Origin of the sequence: Pseudomonas sp. GL-B-12, assembly GCF_019955895.1 — a bacterium.
Lineage (GTDB): Bacteria > Pseudomonadota > Gammaproteobacteria > Pseudomonadales > Pseudomonadaceae > Aquipseudomonas.
In genome coordinates this window covers 238,984-257,005 of record NZ_JAHBCX010000022.1, presented here as the reverse complement: position 1 = coordinate 257,005, position 18,022 = coordinate 238,984, and the positions used below count along the sequence as shown (strand labels likewise).

Sequence of the window (18,022 nt, the reverse complement as noted above, 5' to 3'; positions counted from 1 at the left end):
CTCCCTTAACGGCTTACAACTTGATCCAGGTCGCCTTCAGCTCGGTGTATTTGTCGAACGCGTGCAAGGACTTGTCACGACCGTTACCGGACTGCTTGAAGCCACCGAACGGTGCGGTCATGTCGCCGCCATCGTACTGGTTGACCCATACGCTACCGGCACGCAGTGCGCGGGCAGTGAGGTGGGCCTTGGAGATGTCGGCCGTCCAGACTGCTGCGGCCAGCCCGTACGGTGTGTCGTTGGCGATCGCGATGGCTTCTTCGGCGCTGTCGAATTCGATGACCGACAGTACCGGGCCGAAGATTTCTTCCTGGGCGATTTTCATCGCGTTGCTCACACCGTCGAAAATCGTCGGTTCAACGTAAGTGCCGCCAGTTTCCTGGAGCGTACGCTTGCCACCGGCAACCAGCTTGGCGCCGTCGGCATGACCGGACTCGATGTAGGACAGCACGGTATTCATCTGTTGGGTATCGACCAGCGCGCCAACGTTGGTCGCCGGGTCCAGCGGATTGCCCGGCTTCCAGGTTTTTAGCGCCTCGATCACCAACGGCAGGAATTTGTCCTTGATCGAACGCTCCACCAGCAGGCGCGAACCGGCAGTGCAGACTTCGCCCTGGTTGAAGGCAATGGCGCCAGCTGCGGCTTCGGCTGCATCCTGCAGGTTCGGTGCATCGGCAAACACGATGTTCGGGCTCTTGCCACCCGCTTCGAGCCAGACACGCTTCATGTTCGACTCGCCGGAGTAGATCAACAGCTGCTTGGCGATCTTGGTCGAACCGGTGAACACCAGGGTGTCGACGTCGTTGTGCAGGGCCAGGGCCTTGCCGACGGTGTGACCATAACCCGGCAGCACGTTCAGCACGCCTTTCGGGATGCCGGCTTCGACAGCCAGTTCAGCGATGCGGATGGCGGTCAGCGGGGATTTTTCGGACGGTTTGAGGATCACCGAGTTACCGGTGGACAGCGCAGGACCGAGTTTCCAGCACGCCATCATCAGCGGGAAGTTCCACGGCACGATGGCGCCAACCACGCCCACTGGCTCGCGAGTCACCAGGCCCAGCTGATCATGCGGGGTGGCCGCTACTTCGTCGTAGATCTTGTCGATGGCTTCGCCGCTCCAGCTCAGGGCTTGCGCCGCGCCGGGAACGTCGATGTACAGGGAATCGCTGATCGGCTTGCCCATGTCCAGGGTTTCAAGCAGGGCCAGCTCTTCGGCGTGCTGCTTGAGCAGGCCGGCGAAACGGATCATGGTGGATTTGCGCTTGGTCGGCGCCAGGCGCGACCAGGCACCGGAATTGAAAGTGGCGCGAGCGTTTTCCACGGCGCGCTGGGCATCGGCGGCGTCACAGCTGGCAATCTTGCCCAGCAGACGGCCATCGACCGGACTGATGCACTCGAAGGTCTCGCCGGAAACGGCGTCGGTGTATTCGCCATTGATATAGGCGCGGCCTTCGATTTTCAGGTCGCGGGCACGTTGTTCCCAGTCGGCACGGGTCAGGGTGGTCATGCGAGTGTCCTCCTCTTATTGATACGACACCCGCGTTCTTCGCGGGCGCTGTCAGGAATTCTGCCCGGCCAGCCTGCTTTTCGGCCCAAGGCATCCACCACCCTAAACCAGCCGCACATGAAGTTTCAATATATTTGACACAAGGCCGGCAAACGGCCTTGCGATGTTCATTTTAATAAACATAGACTTTGGCTTTAACAACCACTCGCACCGCAATGACGGGGGATTAGAACAATGAGCATCCAGAACATCGTCGACTTCAGCCAGGCCACTACCCAGCCCGAGCGCTATCGGCCAGACCCGGCGAAAGTCCTCAAGGGCGACCCGGAACAAGCAGTGTACAACCACTACAATAGCCCCTGCGGCCAGCTGAACGCAGGCGTGTGGGAAGGTGCCGTCGGCCAGTGGCTGGTGAACTTCACCGAGCATGAATACTGCGAAATCGTTCAGGGCGTTTCGGTGCTGCGCGACAACGACGGCAACAGCAAAACCGTGCGCGCTGGCGATCGCTTCGTAATCCCGGCCGGCTTCAAGGGCACCTGGGAAGTACTGGAGCCGTGCCGCAAGATCTACGTGGCGTTTGAACAGAAGGCTTGAACCCACATCGAAACAGTCGCTGACATTCTGCCGCTGGCCCAAGGCAGCGACACCGGGTAAGACTTGCTGACAGGTGCCACGTATTCGTATTTCATCGTCGGGACGGTAACGCACAGGACGTGCTGCCACCCGGCGACGTAGGCGCCCCAACCAACAGTCATGCAAGGAGGCAACATGCCAGTCTTACCCGATCAATGCGATCTCGCCATAGCCCAATACACCATCGGCCAGAAATGCACCCCGCAACTGCTTGAAGAAGTTCGTGCCCTGGCCAATGGCGCGCCAGTGCGAGCTACTGGACCGAAGTACCCTTCGAGCTGGGACCTGCGCCCACGACGCATCAACCTGCATACCAATGCCGACAGAATCATCGTCAGCATCAACTGCGGCTGATTCGTTTCGGCACTGACGAAACAACTTGATTCTCGCGCAACAAAAAAGGCCCGTATCTCGCGATACGGGCCTTTTTCGTAAGAGGGAAAAATCAATTACTTGATTTTGCCTTCTTTGTAGATCACGTGCTTGCGAACAACCGGATCATATTTCTTGATCTCGATTTTGTCCGGGGTAGTACGCTTGTTCTTGTCGGTAGTGTAGAAGTGACCAGTACCGGCGCTCGAAATCAAACGAATCAATTCACGCATGATTAGCTCCCTTAAACCTTGCCATCGCGGCGAAGTTCGGCCAGCACGACAGTGATGCCACGCTTGTCGATGATACGCATGCCTTTGGCAGATACGCGCAGACGCACAAAACGTTTCTCTTCTTCAACCCAGAAGCGGTGATGCTGCAGGTTCGGCAGGAAACGACGACGGGTTTTGTTGTTTGCGTGGGAAATGTTATTCCCGGTTACCGGACCCTTACCGGTAACTTGACATACTCTAGACATGCCTCAGCCCTCTAAAACCACATGCCCAACCCGGCATGGGTTGGCCGCTTAATCTCTCAGTCATTTGGCGCCAGGCGCCGCGTTTCTTTAGAGGTCTTACCGGCTACACCTACAGTGAAGGAACCGGGCCCCTAGAAAAGAGCGCTGCTTTATACCAGAAAGACTGGAGAGCAACAACATTCAGTGTGCGTAGAATTCACAAAAACCCCGTTTTCCGGGCTCCGAGTGCCTTGGACAAAGGCTATCGTTGATGGCGACCGCTCGTCGCAGAGAATCGCTCATCGAGCCAACCTGGGGTTTTGCTCAACCGCTGCACAGCAAAATCTGGCGCCTATAGTCCCCCCAAAATGAAAAAGGGGATAGTCATTTACAAAAGAGCCCACTAGGGTAAGCCTTTTCCAGACTGCACTTGCAGATGGGCCTTCGATCTGTAAAGGAAGCCGACCATGCGCCTTGCTGCCCTACCGCTGTTGCTCGCCCCGCTTCTGCTGAGTCCACAGGCCTTTGCCGCCGCCCTGAGCGTCTGCACCGAGGCCAGCCCTGAAGGGTTCGACGTGGTGCAGTACAACTCGCTGACCACCACCAATGCCTCGGCCGATGTGTTGATGAATCGCCTGGTGGACTTCGACACGGCCAGTGGCAAAGTGGTCGCCAGCCTCGCCGACAGTTGGGAAATCAGCCCCGACGGCCTGACCTACGTCTTCAAGTTGCACCCGCAGGTGAAATTCCATCGCACCGAGTACTTCACCCCAACGCGTGACCTGAATGCCGAAGACGTGATTTTCAGCTTCGACCGCATGCTCGACCCGGCCAATGCGTGGCACAAAGTCGCCCAGAGCGGCTTCCCGCATGCGCAATCGATGCAGTTGCCTGCATTGATCAAGAAGATCGACGCCCTCGATCCGCAGACCGTGCGCTTCACCCTCGACCACCCGGATTCGACCTTCCTGGCGACCCTGAGCATGGGTTTCGCCTCGATCTATTCGGCCGAATACGCCGACAAACTGATGAAGGCCGGCACGCCCGAGAAGCTCAACAGCCAGCCGATCGGCACCGGGCCGTTCGTGTTCACCCGCTTCCAGAAGGACGCCTCGGTTCGCTACAAAGCCAACCCCGAATACTTCGGTGGCAAGCCCTCTGTAGATCCGCTGATCTTCGCCATCACGCCGGACGCCAACGTGCGCCTGCAGAAATTGCGCCGTAACGAATGCCAGATCGCCCTGTCACCCAAGCCTCTGGACGTACAGGAAGCGCTGAAAGAGCCGACGCTGAAAGTCGAAAAGACTGACGCGTTCATGACCGCATTCGTCGGCATCAACAGTCAGCATCCGCCACTGGACAAGCCTGAAATCCGCCAGGCCATCAACCTTGCCTTCGACAAGGCCAACTATGTCAAAGCCGTGTTCGAAGACACTGCCGAGGCGGCCAACGGTCCGTATCCACCCAACACCTGGAGCTACGCGAAAGGCCTGCCGGGTTACCCTCACGACATCGCCAAGGCCAAAGCCTTGATGGCCAAGGCCGGACTCAAGGACGGCTTCCAGACCACCATCTGGACCCGCCCTTCCGGCAGCCTGCTTAACCCCAACCCAAGCCTTGGCGCTCAACTGCTTCAGTCTGACCTTGCGGAAATCGGCATTCAGGCTGAAATCCGCGTGATCGAATGGGGCGAACTGATCCGCCGCGCCAAGGCCGGTGAACACGACTTGCTGTTCATGGGCTGGGCCGGTGACAACGGTGACCCGGACAACTTCCTCACGCCGCAGTTTTCCTGCGCCGCGGTCAAGTCCGGTACCAACTTCGCCCGCTACTGCAACGCGGACCTGGACAAGCTGATCAGCGCCGGCAAGACCACCGGCGAGCAAGGTGTGCGCAGCAAGCTCTACGAACAGGCCCAGGCGCAGATCCAGCAGCAGGCGCTGTGGTTGCCCCTGGCCCACCCGACGGCTTTCGCGCTGACACGCAAGGATGTCGAGGGGTACTCGGTCAGCCCGTTCGGGCGGCAGGATTATTCGAAGGTCAACTTCAAGTAACTCGCCTCAACACAAAACCTTGTGGGAGCGGGCTTGCTCGCGAAGAGGGAGTGTCAGTCGCCATCAATGCTGACTGATACACCGCTTTCGTCGGAACGCCGCCCGGAGCAAGCCCGCTCCCACATGGGTTTCGCTAACTTCACAGCCCCTACATCCACCCATACTCCGCCATCGACAGTGGATCGCCGTCTCCGATGATGAAATGGTCGAGCACCCGCACGTCAATCAACTCCAGCGCCTTTTGCAGGCGCTTGGTCAGCACCCGGTCGGACTGACTGGGGTCGGTGTTGCCCGAAGGATGGTTGTGGCAGAGGATCAATGCCGCTGCGTTGTTGGCCAAGGCGCGCTTGACCACCTCTCGCGGATGAACGCTGGTGTTGTCGATGGAGCCGCGGAACAGTGTCTCGAACGCCAGTACCTGATGCCTTGAGTCGAGAAACAAGCAACCAAACACCTCGTGTGGCTCGTGGCGCAGCATCGATTTCAGGTACTCGCGAACCGCGTGAGGATTCTCCAGTGCCGATTTTTGGCGCGCACGCTCGGCCAGATGACGCCTGCTCATTTCTTGCGCAGCCTGCAACTGTGCAAATTTCGCCGGCCCAAGTCCCAACTGCTTGCTGAACGTTTCCTGATCGGCCTCAAGCAGCAAACGCAGGCTGCCAAACTGACTCAACAGGTGTCGCGCCAAATCTACGGCGCTTTTACCTACCACGCCTGTACGTAAAAAGATCGCCAGCAACTCGGCGTCCGAAAGGCTTCCCGCGCCCTGTTCAAGCAACCTCTCCCGCGGCCGTTCCGCCGCCGGCCAATCGCGAATACTCATAGCACCTCCCTGTCTGTGGGCACCGCTGTTCCGTAGCGGTCGCTGTGATATCGTAGCCCATCTTTTTTGCGGGCGAATTCATCCTGGGGAGGGGGTTTCGCCACGTATGTCACCAACGAATTGAAAGGCAGGCCTATGCAGCGGCTGTATCGGAAACGCATTGTTCTGGGCGTCGGCGGCGGTATCGCTGCCTACAAGAGCGCCGACCTGGTTCGCCGCCTGATCGATCAGGGCGCCGAAGTGCGCGTGGTCATGACTCGTGGCGGCGCAGAGTTCATCACCCCGCTGACCATGCAGGCCCTGTCCGGGCACCCGGTCCACCTGGACCTGCTGGACCCGGCGGCCGAAGCGGCCATGGGCCACATCGAACTGGCCAAATGGGCCGATCTGGTGCTGATCGCTCCCGGCACCGCGGACCTGATCGCCCGCCTGGCCCAAGGCATTGCCAATGACCTGCTGACCACGCTGGTGCTGGCCACCGACGCAGTGGTCGCCGTTGCACCGGCAATGAACCAGGCGATGTGGCGCGATCCGGCGACCCAGGCCAACCTGCAAACCCTAGAAAGTCGCGACATCAAGGTCTTCGGCCCGGCCTCCGGCAGCCAGGCCTGCGGCGACGTCGGCCTGGGGCGCATGCTCGAAGCCCTTGAACTGGCCCAGTGCGCCGCCGACTGCTTTCAGCGTCAGGCGCTGACCGGCAAGCACGTACTGATCACCGCCGGCCCGACCCAGGAAAACATCGACCCGGTGCGCTACATCACCAACCACAGCTCCGGGAAAATGGGCTTTGCCCTGGCTGAAGCCGCCGTGGAAGCCGGTGCCCGCGTAACCCTGATCACCGGTCCCGTGCACCTGCCGACTCCGGATCGTGTCACCCGCATCGACGTGGTCAGCGCCCGTGACATGCTCGCCGCGTGTGAAGCGGCGATCCCTTGCGACCTGTTCATCGCCTCGGCAGCAGTCGCGGACTACCGCCCGGAAGTCGTTGCCCCACAGAAACTCAAGAAAGATCCTACGAACGGCGACGGCCTGTTACTACAGATGGTGCGTAACCCGGACATCCTGGCCACTATCGCCACCCGCCCCGACCGCCCGTTCAGTGTCGGTTTCGCCGCCGAGACCGAACACCTGCTCGATTACGCTGCGCGCAAGCTGAAAGACAAGAACCTCGATCTGATCGTCGCCAACGACGTCGCCAACCCGAGCATTGGTTTCAACAGCGAAGAAAACGCCTGCAGCGTCATCGACCGCGAGCTTCATGCCACACTTTTCGCCCAGACCAGCAAGAGCAAGATTGCTCGCCAGCTGATCACTTTTATCGCCGAACGTCTGAACCAGGTTTAATTTACATGCACGCTTTGCAAGCCAAGATCCTCGACCCCCGCATCGGTACCGAATTCCCGCTGCCGCAATACGCCACACCGGGCTCCGCCGGCCTCGACCTGCGCGCCATGCTGGAACAGGACACCGTGATCAAGCCGGGTGAAACCGTGCTGATCCCCACCGGCCTGTCGGTCTATATCGGTGACCCGAACCTGGCGGCGCTGATTCTACCGCGCTCGGGAATGGGCCATAAGCACGGCATCGTGCTGGGCAACCTGGTGGGGCTGATCGACTCCGACTACCAAGGCCCATTGATGGTCTCCTGCTGGAACCGTGGCCAGACCGAATTCACCATGCCGGTCGGCGAGCGTCTGGCACAACTGGTGCTGGTGCCGGTGGTGCAGGCTCACTTCGAGATGGTTGAAGAGTTTGTTGAAACCGAACGCGGCACTGGCGGTTTCGGCCATACCGGTACCCGTTGATTCGATAGAGATCCATTGTGGCGAGGGAGCTCGCCACAAAATTCAAATTGTCATCTTCAAGGTTTAGCTCCGAAAATCAAGGCATTGCCCGATCAAACCCTTGCCGTCAGGGGTGTCATGGCCCTTTCATACCACGAACTCTCTGTGGAAAACGCCGTCATACCCTACAGTTTGAACCTGCCACCGAATGATTCGGTGGTTTGTCCAGCCACTTCCGAAATGGAGCATTTCCGCAGATGAGCACCCCGGCCAAAATCGCACCAAAATTCCCCGACAGCATCTTCCGCGCCTACGACATTCGCGGCACCGTCCCGGAATTCCTGAACGCTGAAACCGCATACTGGATCGGCCGCGCCATCGGCTCCCAGAGCCTGGCCCAGGGCGAACCGAACGTGTCCGTCGGTCGTGACGGCCGCTTGTCCGGCCCGGAACTGGTCGCGCAACTGATCAAAGGCATCGCCGACAGCGGCTGCCACGTCAGTGATGTAGGCCTGGTCCCGACTCCGGCGCTCTACTACGCCGCCAACGTATTGGCCGGCAAATCCGGCGTTATGCTCACCGGCAGCCACAACCCGTCGAACTACAACGGCTTCAAGATCGTCATTGCCGGCGACACCCTGGCCAACGAACAGATCCAGGCTCTGCACGACCGCCTCAAGACCAACGACCTGAGCAGCGGCCAGGGCAGCATCACCCAGGTCGAGATCCTCGACCGCTACACCACCGAAATCGTCCAGGACATCAAGCTGGCCCGGCGCCTGAAAGTGGTCGTCGACTGCGGCAACGGTGCGGCTGGCGTGATCGCCCCACAACTGATCGAAGCGCTGAACTGCGAAGTCATCCCGCTGTTCTGCGAAGTGGACGGCAACTTCCCGAACCACCACCCGGACCCGGGCAAGCCTGAAAACCTCGTAGACCTGATCAACAAGGTCAAGGAAACCAAGGCCGATATCGGCCTGGCCTTCGATGGCGATGGCGACCGCGTCGGCGTGGTGACCAACACCGGCAGCATCGTCTACCCGGACCGCCTGCTGATGCTGTTCGCCCGCGACGTCGTGGCGCGCAACCCGGGCGCCGAGATCATTTTCGACGTCAAATGCACCCGCCGCCTGTTTCCGCTGATCAAGGAATACGGCGGCCGGTCGTTAATGTGGAAGACCGGTCACTCGCTGATCAAAAAGAAAATGAAACAATCCGGCGCCCTGCTGGCTGGCGAAATGAGCGGGCACATCTTCTTCAAGGAGCGCTGGTTCGGTTTCGACGACGGCATCTACAGCGCCGCACGCTTGCTGGAGATCCTCAGCAAGGAAAAATCCTCGGCCGAAGAGCTGTTCGCGACCTTCCCGAACGATATTTCTACGCCGGAAATCAATATCCATGTGACCGAAGAGAGCAAATTCAGCATCATTGATGCATTGCACGATGCGCAGTGGGGCGAAGGCGCCGACCTGACCACCATTGACGGCGTGCGAGTCGACTATGCCAAAGGCTGGGGCCTGGTACGCGCATCCAACACCACACCGGTGCTGGTGCTGCGTTTCGAGGCCGATGACGAGGCTGAACTGCAACGCATCAAGGATGTGTTCCGCATCCAGCTCAATCGTGTTGCACCTGATCTCCAACTACCGTTCTGATTCACCCGGAGCCCTGAATGACCCTCGAACGCGAAGCCGCCGCCAACACCGCCAAGGTCCTGTCCGAAGCGCTGCCTTACATCCGCCGTTATGTCGGCAAGACACTGGTGATCAAATACGGCGGCAACGCGATGGAAAGCGAGGAGCTGAAAACCGGCTTCGCCCGCGACATCGTGCTGATGAAGGCCGTGGGCATCAACCCGGTGGTGGTTCACGGTGGCGGCCCGCAAATCGGTGACCTGCTCAAGCGCCTGTCGATCGAGAGCCATTTCGTCGACGGCATGCGCGTCACCGACGCCGCGACCATGGACGTGGTGGAAATGGTCCTCGGCGGCCAGGTCAACAAGGACATCGTCAACCTGATCAACCGTCATGGCGGCAGCGCCATCGGCCTGACCGGTAAAGACGCCGAGTTGATTCGCGCGAAGAAGCTTACCGTTACCCGTCAGACGCCGGAAATGACCACCCCGGAAATCATCGACATCGGCCATGTGGGCGAAGTGGTCGGGATCAACACCGACCTGCTGAACCTGCTGGTCAAAGGCGATTTTATTCCGGTGATCGCGCCCATCGGCGTCGGCGCCAACGGCGAGTCGTACAACATCAACGCTGACCTGGTGGCCGGTAAAGTCGCCGAAGCGTTGAAAGCCGAGAAGCTGATGCTGCTGACCAACATCGCCGGCCTGATGGACAAGTCGGGCACGGTCCTGACCGGCCTGACAACCCAGCAAGTCGACGACCTGATCGCCGACGGCACCATCTACGGCGGCATGCTGCCGAAGATCCGTTGCGCACTGGAAGCGGTCCAGGGCGGCGTGGGCAGCTCGCTGATCATCGACGGTCGCGTGCCGAACGCGATCCTGCTGGAAATCTTCACCGATACCGGCGTGGGCACCCTGATCAGCAATCGCAAGCGTCCCTAAGCGATCGCGCAAACAAAAAGACCCCGCTCGGCCTGGCTGAGCGGGGTCTTTTTTTGCACCGTTTTCCCTATGGAAAGCTGCTTTTTTGTGGCGAGGGAGCTTGCTCCCGCTTGAGTGCACAGCACTCACAACATTCTTGGGTCTGCTACGCAGCCCAGCGGGAGCAAGCTCCCTCGCCACACAAGCTCCCTACAGGGAATAACGATTAAACGCCGAACTGCGCGCGGTACGCTTCCACGGCTGGCAAGTGCTGCTTGAGCTGCGGATCGTCCGCGAGGAATTCCAGCACCTGGTTCAGCGAAACGATGCTGATCACCGGGATACCGAAGTCACGCTCGACTTCCTGGATCGCCGACAACTCGCCGTTGCCACGCTCCTGACGGTTCAGGGCGATCAGCACGCCGGCTGCCTTGGCGCCGTCCTGGGAAGCGATGATTTGCATCACTTCACGGATTGCGGTGCCGGCGGTGATCACGTCGTCGATGATCAGAACGTCGCCGGTCAGCGGTGCTCCAACGAGGCTGCCGCCTTCGCCGTGGGCCTTGGCTTCCTTGCGGTTGAAGCACCACGGCAGGTCACGGTTGTGATGCTCGGCCAGGGCCACGGCAGTGGTCGCCGCCAAAGGGATGCCTTTGTAGGCTGGGCCAAACAGCACGTCGAAGGAAATGCCGCTTTCAGCGATGGCTGCGGCGTAGAAACGCCCCAGTTGCGCCAGGGCCGAACCCGAGTTGAACAAGCCGGCGTTGAAGAAGTAAGGACTGGTACGCCCGGACTTCAGGGTGAACTCACCGAAGCGCAAAACGCCGCGATCGATGGCAAAACGGATGAAATCGCGCTGATACGCCTGCATGAAAAAAACCCCAAATACCACGGATTTAGCTAATTAGCTTGACGCCGTGTATCATACACGCACGCGATTTTTGGGGCCATTTATGCGGATCATCAGTGTGAACGTCAATGGTATTCAGGCTGCAGTCGAGCGTGGTTTGCTCAGTTGGCTGCAAGCACAGAATGCCGACGTCATCTGCCTGCAGGACACCCGTGCCTCCGCCTTTGAACTGGATGACCCAGCCTTCCAACTGGATGGCTACTTCCTTTATGCCTGCGATGCTGAAGTCCCTGCCCAAGGCGGCGTGGCTTTGTATTCGCGGTTGCAACCGAAGGCTGTCATCAGCGGTCTCGGTTTCGAGACGGCCGACCGCTACGGGCGCTACCTGCAAGCAGATTTCGACAAAGTGAGTATTGCCACCTTGCTGCTTCCTTCGGGGATGAACGGCGATGAGGACTTGAACCAGAAGTTCAAGCTCATGGACGACTTCGGCAAGTACCTGGATAAACAGCGACGCAAGCGTCGTGAGTACATTTATTGCGGCTCGCTGTACGTGGCGCAACAGAAGCTGGATATCAAGAACTGGCGCGACAGCCAGCAATCTCCGGGCTTCCTGGCACCTGAACGTGCCTGGATGGACGAGATTGTCGGCAACATGGGTTATGTCGACGCCCTGCGTGAAGTCAGCCGTGAAGGCGACCAGTACAGCTGGTGGCCGGACAACGAACAGGCGGAGATGCTCAACCTCGGTTGGCGCTTCGACTATCAACTGCTGACCCCGGGCCTGCGCCGCTTCGTACGCAGTGCACGCCTGCCACGCCAGCCGCGGTTCTCGCAACACGCTCCGCTGATCGTGGACTACGACTGGACGCTGACCATTTAAGCGTCGTTTCGCAGACACAAAAAAGCCGACAGCAATGTCGGCTTTTTTGTGGGCGCAGATTCTTGCTCTTTGTGGGAGCGAGCTTGCTCGCGATAGCGGTCTTTCAGTCACATCAATGCTGAATGTGTGAGCCTCATCGCGAGCAGGCTCGCTCCTACAGGGGATCTTCGTTGATCGTTATTTGATCAACCGCCAGGTGAACGGATACCGATAAGGCTGCCCCTCATTAGCCTTCACCCCGGCAATGATCGTCAGCACCAGCGCACCGATCGCGATCAGGCCAAACAGGAAGAACCCGATAATCACCACCATCAGCAAGAAGCAGATAGCCGAGGCAATGGCGACGGTGATCTGGAAGTTCAGTGCTTCCTTGCCCTGGGCATCGATGAACGGGTCCATCTCGCGCTTCATCTGCCAGAGAATCAGCGGGCCGATGATCGTGCCAAACGGAATCCAGATCCCCAGCAAGGCGGACAAGTGGCAAAACATCGCCCACTGACGCACCTCTTGGCTCGGCGAGGGCAGTGGCAGTTGCTCGTCACTCATGGCGTCCTCCTTGTCTGGAGCAGTCCGGTCAGTCGGCCAATGCGGCCTTTTGCAATTCGAAGATCTCGTTCATGCCTTTCTTCGCCAGTTCAAGCATGGCGTTCAGCTCTTCAGGCTGGAACGGCGCGCCTTCGGCAGTGCCCTGGACTTCGATGAAACCGCCAGCGCTGGTCATCACCACGTTCAGGTCAGTCTCGGCGGCCGAGTCTTCCAGGTAATCGAGGTCGAGCACAGGCTCACCCTTGTACATGCCCACGGAAACCGCAGCGATCATCTGCTTGACCGGGTCGCCGCCCTTCAGGCCACCACGCTTCTTGATGACTTTCAAGGCATCGATCAGTGCAACCATGGAGCCGGTGATCGACGCCGTGCGGGTGCCGCCATCGGCCTGGATCACGTCGCAGTCGACGTACAGGGTGACGTCACCCAACTTGGACATGTCCAGCGCAGCGCGCAGGGAACGACCGATCAGACGCTGGATTTCCAGGGTGCGGCCGCCTTGCTTGCCACGGCTGGCTTCACGCTGGTTACGCTCGCCGGTAGCGCGCGGCAGCATGCCGTACTCGGCGGTCAGCCAACCCTGGCCCTGGCCTTTCAGGAAACGCGGTACGCCCGGTTCAACGCTGACGGTGCAGATGACCTTGGTATCGCCGAACTCGACCAGCACAGAACCCTCGGCGTGTTTGGTGTAGTTGCGGGTGATGCGGATCGAGCGGAGCTGATCGGCAGCGCGACCACTTGGACGTATCATAGGGAGTACCTGTACTGGGGACGGAAAACTGCGGAGCATTATAGAGCCGACGGCCGCCACTGGGCACTTCTAAAAAAATCCGCCGACGACCGAGGGCTCTGCACCGCGCGTCGGTGCAGGCCTGCCGCTCTTTGTCACACCGTGTGTTTGGGCGCATCCGCGTCACTGCGCTACAATCCTGCGCCTTTGCTGCCAGTCGGCTTTAATTCATTGATATCGGATTCCCGGAACCTCGGTTCTGTGCCGATCTGCCTTGCGAGGTACCTCCATGGTGCACAGCATGACCGCCTTCGCCCGCGTCGAGAAAGCCGGCGTCCAGGGCACCCTGAGCTGGGAACTGCGGTCGGTCAACAGCCGCTACCTGGAACCCCACCTGCGCCTGCCGGAATCCTTCCGCGACCTCGAGGGCGCTGTTCGTGAAGCCCTGCGCCAGGGAGTATCCCGGGGCAAGCTCGAATGCACCCTGCGCTTCACCGAAGAAAACACCGGCAAAGCACTGCAAATCGATCAGGAGCGCGCCGCGCAACTGGTCGCCGCCGCCGAGACCATCGCCAGCCTGATCAAGAACCCGGCAGCGCTGAACCCGCTGGAAGTCCTGGCCTGGCCCGGCGTACTGGTAGGCGACGCCACTGACCCGCAAGCCTTGAACGCCGAAGCGCTGGCACTGTTCAATCAGGGCCTCAAGGAACTGAAGGCCGGCCGCGAGCGCGAAGGCGCGGAGCTGGCGCGGCTGATCAACGAGCGCCTGAGCTCCATCGAAGAAGACGTGGTGACCTTGCGCGAACTGGTCCCGCAAATGCTCGCCACCCAGCGCCAGAAAGTCCTCGACCGCTTCGCCGACATGAAGGCCGAGATGGATCCGCAGCGCCTGGAGCAGGAAATGGTCATGCTCGCGCAAAAAAGCGACGTCGCCGAAGAACTGGATCGCCTGAGCACTCACATCATCGAAGTTCGCCGGGTGCTCAAATCCGGCGGTGCCGCCGGTCGGCGCCTGGACTTCCTGATGCAGGAACTCAACCGCGAAGCCAACACACTGGGCTCCAAAGCCTTCGACCCGCGCAGCACCCAGGCTGCGGTCAACCTCAAGGTGTTGATCGAGCAGATGCGCGAACAAGTGCAGAATATTGAGTAAGGCTACCCCGACATGACACACAGCACCGGCACCCTGTACATCATTTCCGCCCCTTCGGGCGCGGGCAAGAGCAGTCTGGTCAAGGCCCTGACCGACGCCAATCCGGAGATCCGCGTCTCGGTCTCCCACACCACCCGCGCCATGCGCCCCGGTGAAGTGAATGGCGTGAACTATCACTTCGTCGACCGCAGCGAGTTCGTGAAGATGATCGAACACGGGGATTTCCTCGAGCGCGCCGAAGTGTTCGGCAATCTCTACGGCACTTCGCAAAGCCACCTGCAGCAGACCCTGGACGAAGGCCACGACCTGATTCTGGAAATCGACTGGCAAGGTGCCGAGCAAGTGCGCAAGCTGATGCCTCAGGCCCGCTCGATCTTCATTCTGCCGCCGTCATTGCAGGCCCTGCACCAGCGCCTGACCAATCGCGGCCAGGACAGTGACGAAGTCATTGACGGCCGGATGCGCGAAGCCGTCAGCGAAATGAGCCACTACGTCGACTACGACTACCTGATCATCAACGACGATTTCGCCCACGCGCTGCACGACCTGAAGGCGATTTTCCGCGCCAATCAGCTGATTCAGAAGCGTCAGCAGCAGCGTCACGGCAAATTGCTGGCTGAATTGCTCGGTTAATCAGCTCTTCCCAAAACCGCTGCAAGGGCTTTACATTGGTACTTGCAGCGCGTTGAAGGGCTTGGTCAAAAAATCAGCGCTTCCCTAAACGCTGGTGATTTTTTAAACTGTTGAGTCCGCTCGCCCATCCGGGCAGCGCGCATATTGCATTTGCTACGAGGAAGACCATGGCCCGCGTAACCGTTGAAGACTGCCTAGAACACGTGGATAACCGCTTTGAGCTGGTCATGCTCTCTACCAAGCGTGCCCGTCAACTGGCCACCGGCGGCAAAGAGCCGAAAGTAGCATGGGAAAACGACAAGCCTACCGTTGTCGCCCTGCGTGAAATCGCTGAAGGCCTGATCGACTACGCAGCTATCGCCGAAGCCGAAATCGTTGAAGATGAACCGCTTTTTGCTGCATTCGAGGACGAGTCCAACGAGGCCGTCTAAGCCTATGCCTGGTCGACGTAGCACGGCGCGGGATAAAAGCTTACGGCAGGAGACATCATGCCGAGCATAGACGCCCTCGCCGATCGCTTATCGACCTACCTCGGCAAGGACCAGGTCAATCTGGTCCGCCGAGCGTATTTCTACGCCGAACAAGCCCACGACGGCCAACGCCGCCGTAGCGGCGAGGCGTACGTCACGCACCCACTCGCGGTTGCGAATATTCTTGCCGACATGCACATGGACCATCAGAGTCTGATGGCTGCGATGCTGCATGACGTGATCGAAGACACCGGTATTGCCAAGGAAGCGCTGCAAGCGCAGTTCGGCGAAACTGTGGCCGAACTGGTCGACGGGGTCAGCAAACTGACCCAGATGAACTTCGAGACCAAGGCCGAGGCGCAAGCCGAAAACTTCCAGAAAATGGCCATGGCCATGGCCCGCGACATTCGCGTGATCCTGGTCAAGCTGGCCGATCGCCTGCACAACATGCGCACGCTGGAAGTGCTGTCCGGCGAAAAACGCCGGCGCATCGCCAAGGAAACCCTGGAAATCTATGCGCCCATCGCTAACCGGCTGGGCATGCACGCCATCCGCATAGAGTTCGAAGACCTCGGTTTCAAGGCCATGCACCCGATGCGTTCCGCGCGGATCTACCAGGCGGTCAAACGCGCCCGGGGCAACCGCAAGGAAATCGTCAACAAGATCGAAGAATCCTTAAGCCACTGCCTGGCCATCGATGGCATCCAGGGCGAGGTCAGCGGTCGCCAGAAACACCTCTACGGCATCTACACGAAAATGCGCGGCAAGCGTCGGGCCTTCAACGAGATCATGGACGTCTATGCATTCCGGATCATCGTCGACAAGGTCGATACCTGCTACCGCGTGCTGGGTGCTGTACATAACTTATATAAACCATTGCCGGGGCGCTTCAAGGATTACATCGCGATCCCCAAGGCCAACGGCTATCAGTCGCTGCACACCACGCTGTTCGGCATGCACGGTGTTCCGATCGAGATCCAGATCCGCACCCGTGAAATGGAAGAGATGGCCAACAATGGCATCGCCGCCCATTGGCTGTACAAATCCAGCGATGACGAGCAGCCGAAAGGCACCCATGCCCGAGCCCGCCAGTGGGTCAAGGGCGTGCTGGAAATGCAGCAACGCGCCGGCAATTCGCTGGAATTCATCGAAAGCGTGAAGATCGACCTGTTCCCGGACGAGGTCTACGTGTTCACGCCCAAAGGCCGGATCATGGAACTGCCCAAGGGCTCCACGGCGGTCGACTTCGCCTACGCGGTACACACCGACGTGGGCAATAGCTGCATCGCCTGCCGGATCAATCGTCGTCTCGCGCCGCTGTCCGAACCGCTGCAAAGCGGCTCCACGGTCGAGATTGTCAGCGCCCCTGGCGCGCGGCCGAACCCGGCCTGGCTCAACTTCGTGGTCACCGGCAAGGCGCGCACGCACATCCGCCATGCCCTGAAACTGCAACGTCGCTCCGAATCCATCAGCCTGGGCGAGCGCCTGCTGAACAAGGTCCTCAATGGTTTCGACAGCTCGCTGGAGAAAATCCCGGCCGAGCGCGTCAAGGCCATGCTCGTCGAGTACCGCCTCGAACTGATCGAGGATTTGCTGGAAGACATAGGCCTGGGTAATCGCATGGCCTATGTGGTGGCCCGCCGGTTGCTGGGCGAAGGCGAACAGTTGCCAAGTCCGGAAGGCCCACTGGCGATTCGCGGCACCGAAGGCCTGGTGCTCAGCTACGCCAAGTGTTGCACGCCGATCCCGGGCGACCCGATTGTCGGCCACTTGTCCGCCGGCAAAGGCATGGTCGTGCACCTGGACAACTGCCGCAATATCAGCGAAATCCGCCACAACCCGGAAAAATGCATCCAGCTCTCGTGGGCCAAGGATGTCACCGGCGAATTCAACGTTGAGCTGCGCGTCGAGCTGGAGCACCAGCGCGGCCTTATCGCCCTGCTGGCCAGCAGCGTCAACGCCGCCGACGGTAACATCGAGAAAATCAGCATGGACGAACGCGATGGTCGCATCAGCGTGGTCCAGTTGGTGGTCAGCGTGCACGACCGCGTGCACCTGGCCCGCGTGATCAAGAAACTGCGCGCCTTGACCGGGGTGACTCGCATCACCCGCATGCGCGCCTAAGCCCCTAATTACAAGGAGTCCTACATGACCAAGACTGTTATCACCAGCGACAAGGCCCCGGCCGCCATCGGTACTTACTCCCAGGCGATCAAGGCTGGCAACACCGTTTACATGTCGGGTCAGATTCCCCTGGACCCAAAAACCATGGAACTGGTTGAAGGCTTCGAGGCCCAGACCGTCCAGGTGTTCGAGAACCTCAAGGCCGTGGCTGAAGCCGCTGGCGGTTCGTTCAAGGACATCGTCAAGCTGAACATCTTCCTCACCGACCTGAGCCACTTCGCCAAGGTCAACGAGATCATGGGCAAGTACTTCGACCAGCCTTACCCTGCCCGCGCCGCCATCGGCGTAGCAGCCCTGCCAAAGGGTTCGCAGGTTGAAATGGATGCCATCCTGGTCATCGAGTAATGCGTGCGGCGCAGCCTCGGGCTGCGCCGACTGCTCTG

Annotated in this window: 19 protein-coding genes and 1 pseudogene; 13 read left to right on the top strand and 7 right to left on the bottom strand. The window is 59.8% G+C overall.

Annotated features, from left to right (window positions below; translation table 11 throughout):
- Positions 1–13 precede the first annotated feature (13 nt).
- The gene (locus tag KGA85_RS13890) at positions 14–1,507 is read right to left on the bottom strand and encodes an aldehyde dehydrogenase (protein ID WP_223532314.1); all 1,494 of its coding nucleotides are present in this window, start codon (positions 1,505–1,507) and stop codon (positions 14–16) included.
- Between the two features lie 234 nt (positions 1,508–1,741).
- Here KGA85_RS13890 and KGA85_RS13885 point away from each other — a divergent pair, with 234 nt between their 5' ends.
- Both KGA85_RS13885 and KGA85_RS13880 read left to right on the top strand, forming a co-directional pair.
- The gene (locus KGA85_RS13885) at positions 1,742–2,104 is read left to right on the top strand and encodes a cupin domain-containing protein (protein WP_150724895.1); all 363 of its coding nucleotides are present in this window, start codon (positions 1,742–1,744) and stop codon (positions 2,102–2,104) included.
- 174 nt (positions 2,105–2,278) lie between these two features.
- Positions 2,279–2,497 carry a peptidase inhibitor gene (locus KGA85_RS13880; protein WP_150753847.1) on the top strand — a complete coding sequence of 73 codons (219 nt, stop codon included), beginning with the start codon at positions 2,279–2,281 and terminating at the stop codon, positions 2,495–2,497.
- A 95-nt stretch (positions 2,498–2,592) separates the two neighbouring features.
- Here KGA85_RS13880 and rpmG read toward each other — a convergent pair whose 3' ends face one another.
- Entirely contained in the window at positions 2,593–2,748 is a 156-nt protein-coding gene (gene rpmG / locus KGA85_RS13875) for a 50S ribosomal protein L33 (RefSeq protein ID WP_003177274.1), read from the bottom strand.
- A gap of 11 nt (positions 2,749–2,759) precedes the next feature.
- Positions 2,760–2,993 carry a 50S ribosomal protein L28 gene (rpmB, locus tag KGA85_RS13870; RefSeq protein ID WP_007975166.1) on the bottom strand — a complete coding sequence of 78 codons (234 nt, stop codon included), beginning with the start codon at positions 2,991–2,993 and terminating at the stop codon, positions 2,760–2,762.
- 446 nt (positions 2,994–3,439) lie between these two features.
- On the opposite strand from rpmB, the gene KGA85_RS13865 reads away from it, so the two are divergent.
- Entirely contained in the window at positions 3,440–5,026 is a 1,587-nt protein-coding gene (locus tag KGA85_RS13865; RefSeq protein WP_223455314.1) for an ABC transporter substrate-binding protein, read from the top strand.
- Positions 5,027–5,174: 148 nt separating this feature from the next.
- Here KGA85_RS13865 and radC read toward each other — a convergent pair whose 3' ends face one another.
- The gene (gene radC, locus KGA85_RS13860; protein WP_223455312.1) at positions 5,175–5,849 is read right to left on the bottom strand and encodes a RadC family protein; all 675 of its coding nucleotides are present in this window, start codon (positions 5,847–5,849) and stop codon (positions 5,175–5,177) included.
- A gap of 135 nt (positions 5,850–5,984) precedes the next feature.
- Here radC and coaBC point away from each other — a divergent pair, with 135 nt between their 5' ends.
- From coaBC to argB, 4 genes and pseudogenes are all read left to right on the top strand, one after another.
- Positions 5,985–7,193 carry a bifunctional phosphopantothenoylcysteine decarboxylase/phosphopantothenate--cysteine ligase CoaBC gene (gene coaBC / locus KGA85_RS13855; RefSeq protein ID WP_007989564.1) on the top strand — a complete coding sequence of 403 codons (1,209 nt, stop codon included), beginning with the start codon at positions 5,985–5,987 and terminating at the stop codon, positions 7,191–7,193.
- 5 nt (positions 7,194–7,198) lie between these two features.
- Positions 7,199–7,654, top strand: a complete 456-nt coding sequence (gene dut / locus KGA85_RS13850; RefSeq protein ID WP_007975171.1) for a dUTP diphosphatase — start codon at positions 7,199–7,201, stop codon at positions 7,652–7,654.
- A gap of 230 nt (positions 7,655–7,884) precedes the next feature.
- Positions 7,885–9,288: pseudogene (locus KGA85_RS13845) on the top strand (phosphomannomutase/phosphoglucomutase); the annotation flags it as partial.
- Between the two features lie 17 nt (positions 9,289–9,305).
- Positions 9,306–10,211 carry an acetylglutamate kinase gene (gene argB / locus KGA85_RS13840; protein ID WP_008047078.1) on the top strand — a complete coding sequence of 302 codons (906 nt, stop codon included), beginning with the start codon at positions 9,306–9,308 and terminating at the stop codon, positions 10,209–10,211.
- Positions 10,212–10,416: 205 nt separating this feature from the next.
- Here the strand turns inward: argB and pyrE are convergent, their stop codons facing one another.
- Entirely contained in the window at positions 10,417–11,061 is a 645-nt protein-coding gene (gene pyrE / locus KGA85_RS13835; RefSeq protein ID WP_095057652.1) for an orotate phosphoribosyltransferase, read from the bottom strand.
- An 82-nt stretch (positions 11,062–11,143) separates the two neighbouring features.
- Between pyrE and KGA85_RS13830 the strand changes: the two genes are divergently transcribed.
- Positions 11,144–11,923: an exodeoxyribonuclease III gene (locus KGA85_RS13830; RefSeq protein ID WP_003229491.1), complete on the top strand. Its 780-nt coding sequence runs from the start codon at positions 11,144–11,146 to the stop codon at positions 11,921–11,923.
- Positions 11,924–12,100: 177 nt separating this feature from the next.
- Here the strand turns inward: KGA85_RS13830 and KGA85_RS13825 are convergent, their stop codons facing one another.
- Together KGA85_RS13825 and rph are read right to left on the bottom strand one after the other, a co-directional pair.
- Positions 12,101–12,469, bottom strand: a complete 369-nt coding sequence (locus KGA85_RS13825; protein ID WP_223455310.1) for a DUF4870 domain-containing protein — start codon at positions 12,467–12,469, stop codon at positions 12,101–12,103.
- A gap of 28 nt (positions 12,470–12,497) precedes the next feature.
- Positions 12,498–13,220 (bottom strand): ribonuclease PH, encoded by a 723-nt coding sequence (gene rph / locus KGA85_RS13820; protein WP_007989575.1) that lies wholly within the window; start codon positions 13,218–13,220, stop codon positions 12,498–12,500.
- Positions 13,221–13,488: 268 nt separating this feature from the next.
- Here rph and KGA85_RS13815 point away from each other — a divergent pair, with 268 nt between their 5' ends.
- The 5 genes from KGA85_RS13815 (at position 13,489) to KGA85_RS13795 (ending at position 17,984) form a co-directional block, all read left to right on the top strand.
- Positions 13,489–14,352, top strand: a complete 864-nt coding sequence (locus KGA85_RS13815; protein WP_008047081.1) for a YicC/YloC family endoribonuclease — start codon at positions 13,489–13,491, stop codon at positions 14,350–14,352.
- A gap of 12 nt (positions 14,353–14,364) precedes the next feature.
- On the top strand, positions 14,365–14,985 hold the full coding sequence (gmk, locus tag KGA85_RS13810) for a guanylate kinase (protein ID WP_046038947.1): 621 nt from the start codon (positions 14,365–14,367) through the stop codon (positions 14,983–14,985).
- 167 nt (positions 14,986–15,152) lie between these two features.
- On the top strand, positions 15,153–15,416 hold the full coding sequence (rpoZ, locus tag KGA85_RS13805; RefSeq protein ID WP_007921129.1) for a DNA-directed RNA polymerase subunit omega: 264 nt from the start codon (positions 15,153–15,155) through the stop codon (positions 15,414–15,416).
- 57 nt (positions 15,417–15,473) lie between these two features.
- Entirely contained in the window at positions 15,474–17,579 is a 2,106-nt protein-coding gene (gene spoT / locus KGA85_RS13800; RefSeq protein ID WP_223455308.1) for a bifunctional GTP diphosphokinase/guanosine-3',5'-bis pyrophosphate 3'-pyrophosphohydrolase, read from the top strand.
- Positions 17,580–17,603: 24 nt separating this feature from the next.
- On the top strand, positions 17,604–17,984 hold the full coding sequence (locus tag KGA85_RS13795) for a RidA family protein (RefSeq protein WP_003229509.1): 381 nt from the start codon (positions 17,604–17,606) through the stop codon (positions 17,982–17,984).
- The last annotated feature ends 38 nt before the right edge of the window (positions 17,985–18,022 follow it).

Bases quoted from the DNA above. Each gene is read 5' to 3' on its own strand.
- KGA85_RS13890 (WP_223532314.1), bottom strand. From the start codon at position 1,507: ATGACCACCCTGACCCGTGCCGACTGGGAACAACGTGCCCGCGACCTG.
- KGA85_RS13885 (WP_150724895.1), top strand. From the start codon at position 1,742: ATGAGCATCCAGAACATCGTCGACTTCAGCCAGGCCACTACCCAGCCC.
- KGA85_RS13880 (WP_150753847.1), top strand. From the start codon at position 2,279: ATGCCAGTCTTACCCGATCAATGCGATCTCGCCATAGCCCAATACACC.
- rpmG (WP_003177274.1), bottom strand. From the start codon at position 2,748: ATGCGTGAATTGATTCGTTTGATTTCGAGCGCCGGTACTGGTCACTTC.
- rpmB (WP_007975166.1), bottom strand. From the start codon at position 2,993: ATGTCTAGAGTATGTCAAGTTACCGGTAAGGGTCCGGTAACCGGGAAT.
- KGA85_RS13865 (WP_223455314.1), top strand. From the start codon at position 3,440: ATGCGCCTTGCTGCCCTACCGCTGTTGCTCGCCCCGCTTCTGCTGAGT.
- radC (WP_223455312.1), bottom strand. From the start codon at position 5,849: ATGAGTATTCGCGATTGGCCGGCGGCGGAACGGCCGCGGGAGAGGTTG.
- coaBC (WP_007989564.1), top strand. From the start codon at position 5,985: ATGCAGCGGCTGTATCGGAAACGCATTGTTCTGGGCGTCGGCGGCGGT.
- dut (WP_007975171.1), top strand. From the start codon at position 7,199: ATGCACGCTTTGCAAGCCAAGATCCTCGACCCCCGCATCGGTACCGAA.
- argB (WP_008047078.1), top strand. From the start codon at position 9,306: ATGACCCTCGAACGCGAAGCCGCCGCCAACACCGCCAAGGTCCTGTCC.
- pyrE (WP_095057652.1), bottom strand. From the start codon at position 11,061: ATGCAGGCGTATCAGCGCGATTTCATCCGTTTTGCCATCGATCGCGGC.
- KGA85_RS13830 (WP_003229491.1), top strand. From the start codon at position 11,144: ATGCGGATCATCAGTGTGAACGTCAATGGTATTCAGGCTGCAGTCGAG.
- KGA85_RS13825 (WP_223455310.1), bottom strand. From the start codon at position 12,469: ATGAGTGACGAGCAACTGCCACTGCCCTCGCCGAGCCAAGAGGTGCGT.
- rph (WP_007989575.1), bottom strand. From the start codon at position 13,220: ATGATACGTCCAAGTGGTCGCGCTGCCGATCAGCTCCGCTCGATCCGC.
- KGA85_RS13815 (WP_008047081.1), top strand. From the start codon at position 13,489: ATGGTGCACAGCATGACCGCCTTCGCCCGCGTCGAGAAAGCCGGCGTC.
- gmk (WP_046038947.1), top strand. From the start codon at position 14,365: ATGACACACAGCACCGGCACCCTGTACATCATTTCCGCCCCTTCGGGC.
- rpoZ (WP_007921129.1), top strand. From the start codon at position 15,153: ATGGCCCGCGTAACCGTTGAAGACTGCCTAGAACACGTGGATAACCGC.
- spoT (WP_223455308.1), top strand. From the start codon at position 15,474: ATGCCGAGCATAGACGCCCTCGCCGATCGCTTATCGACCTACCTCGGC.
- KGA85_RS13795 (WP_003229509.1), top strand. From the start codon at position 17,604: ATGACCAAGACTGTTATCACCAGCGACAAGGCCCCGGCCGCCATCGGT.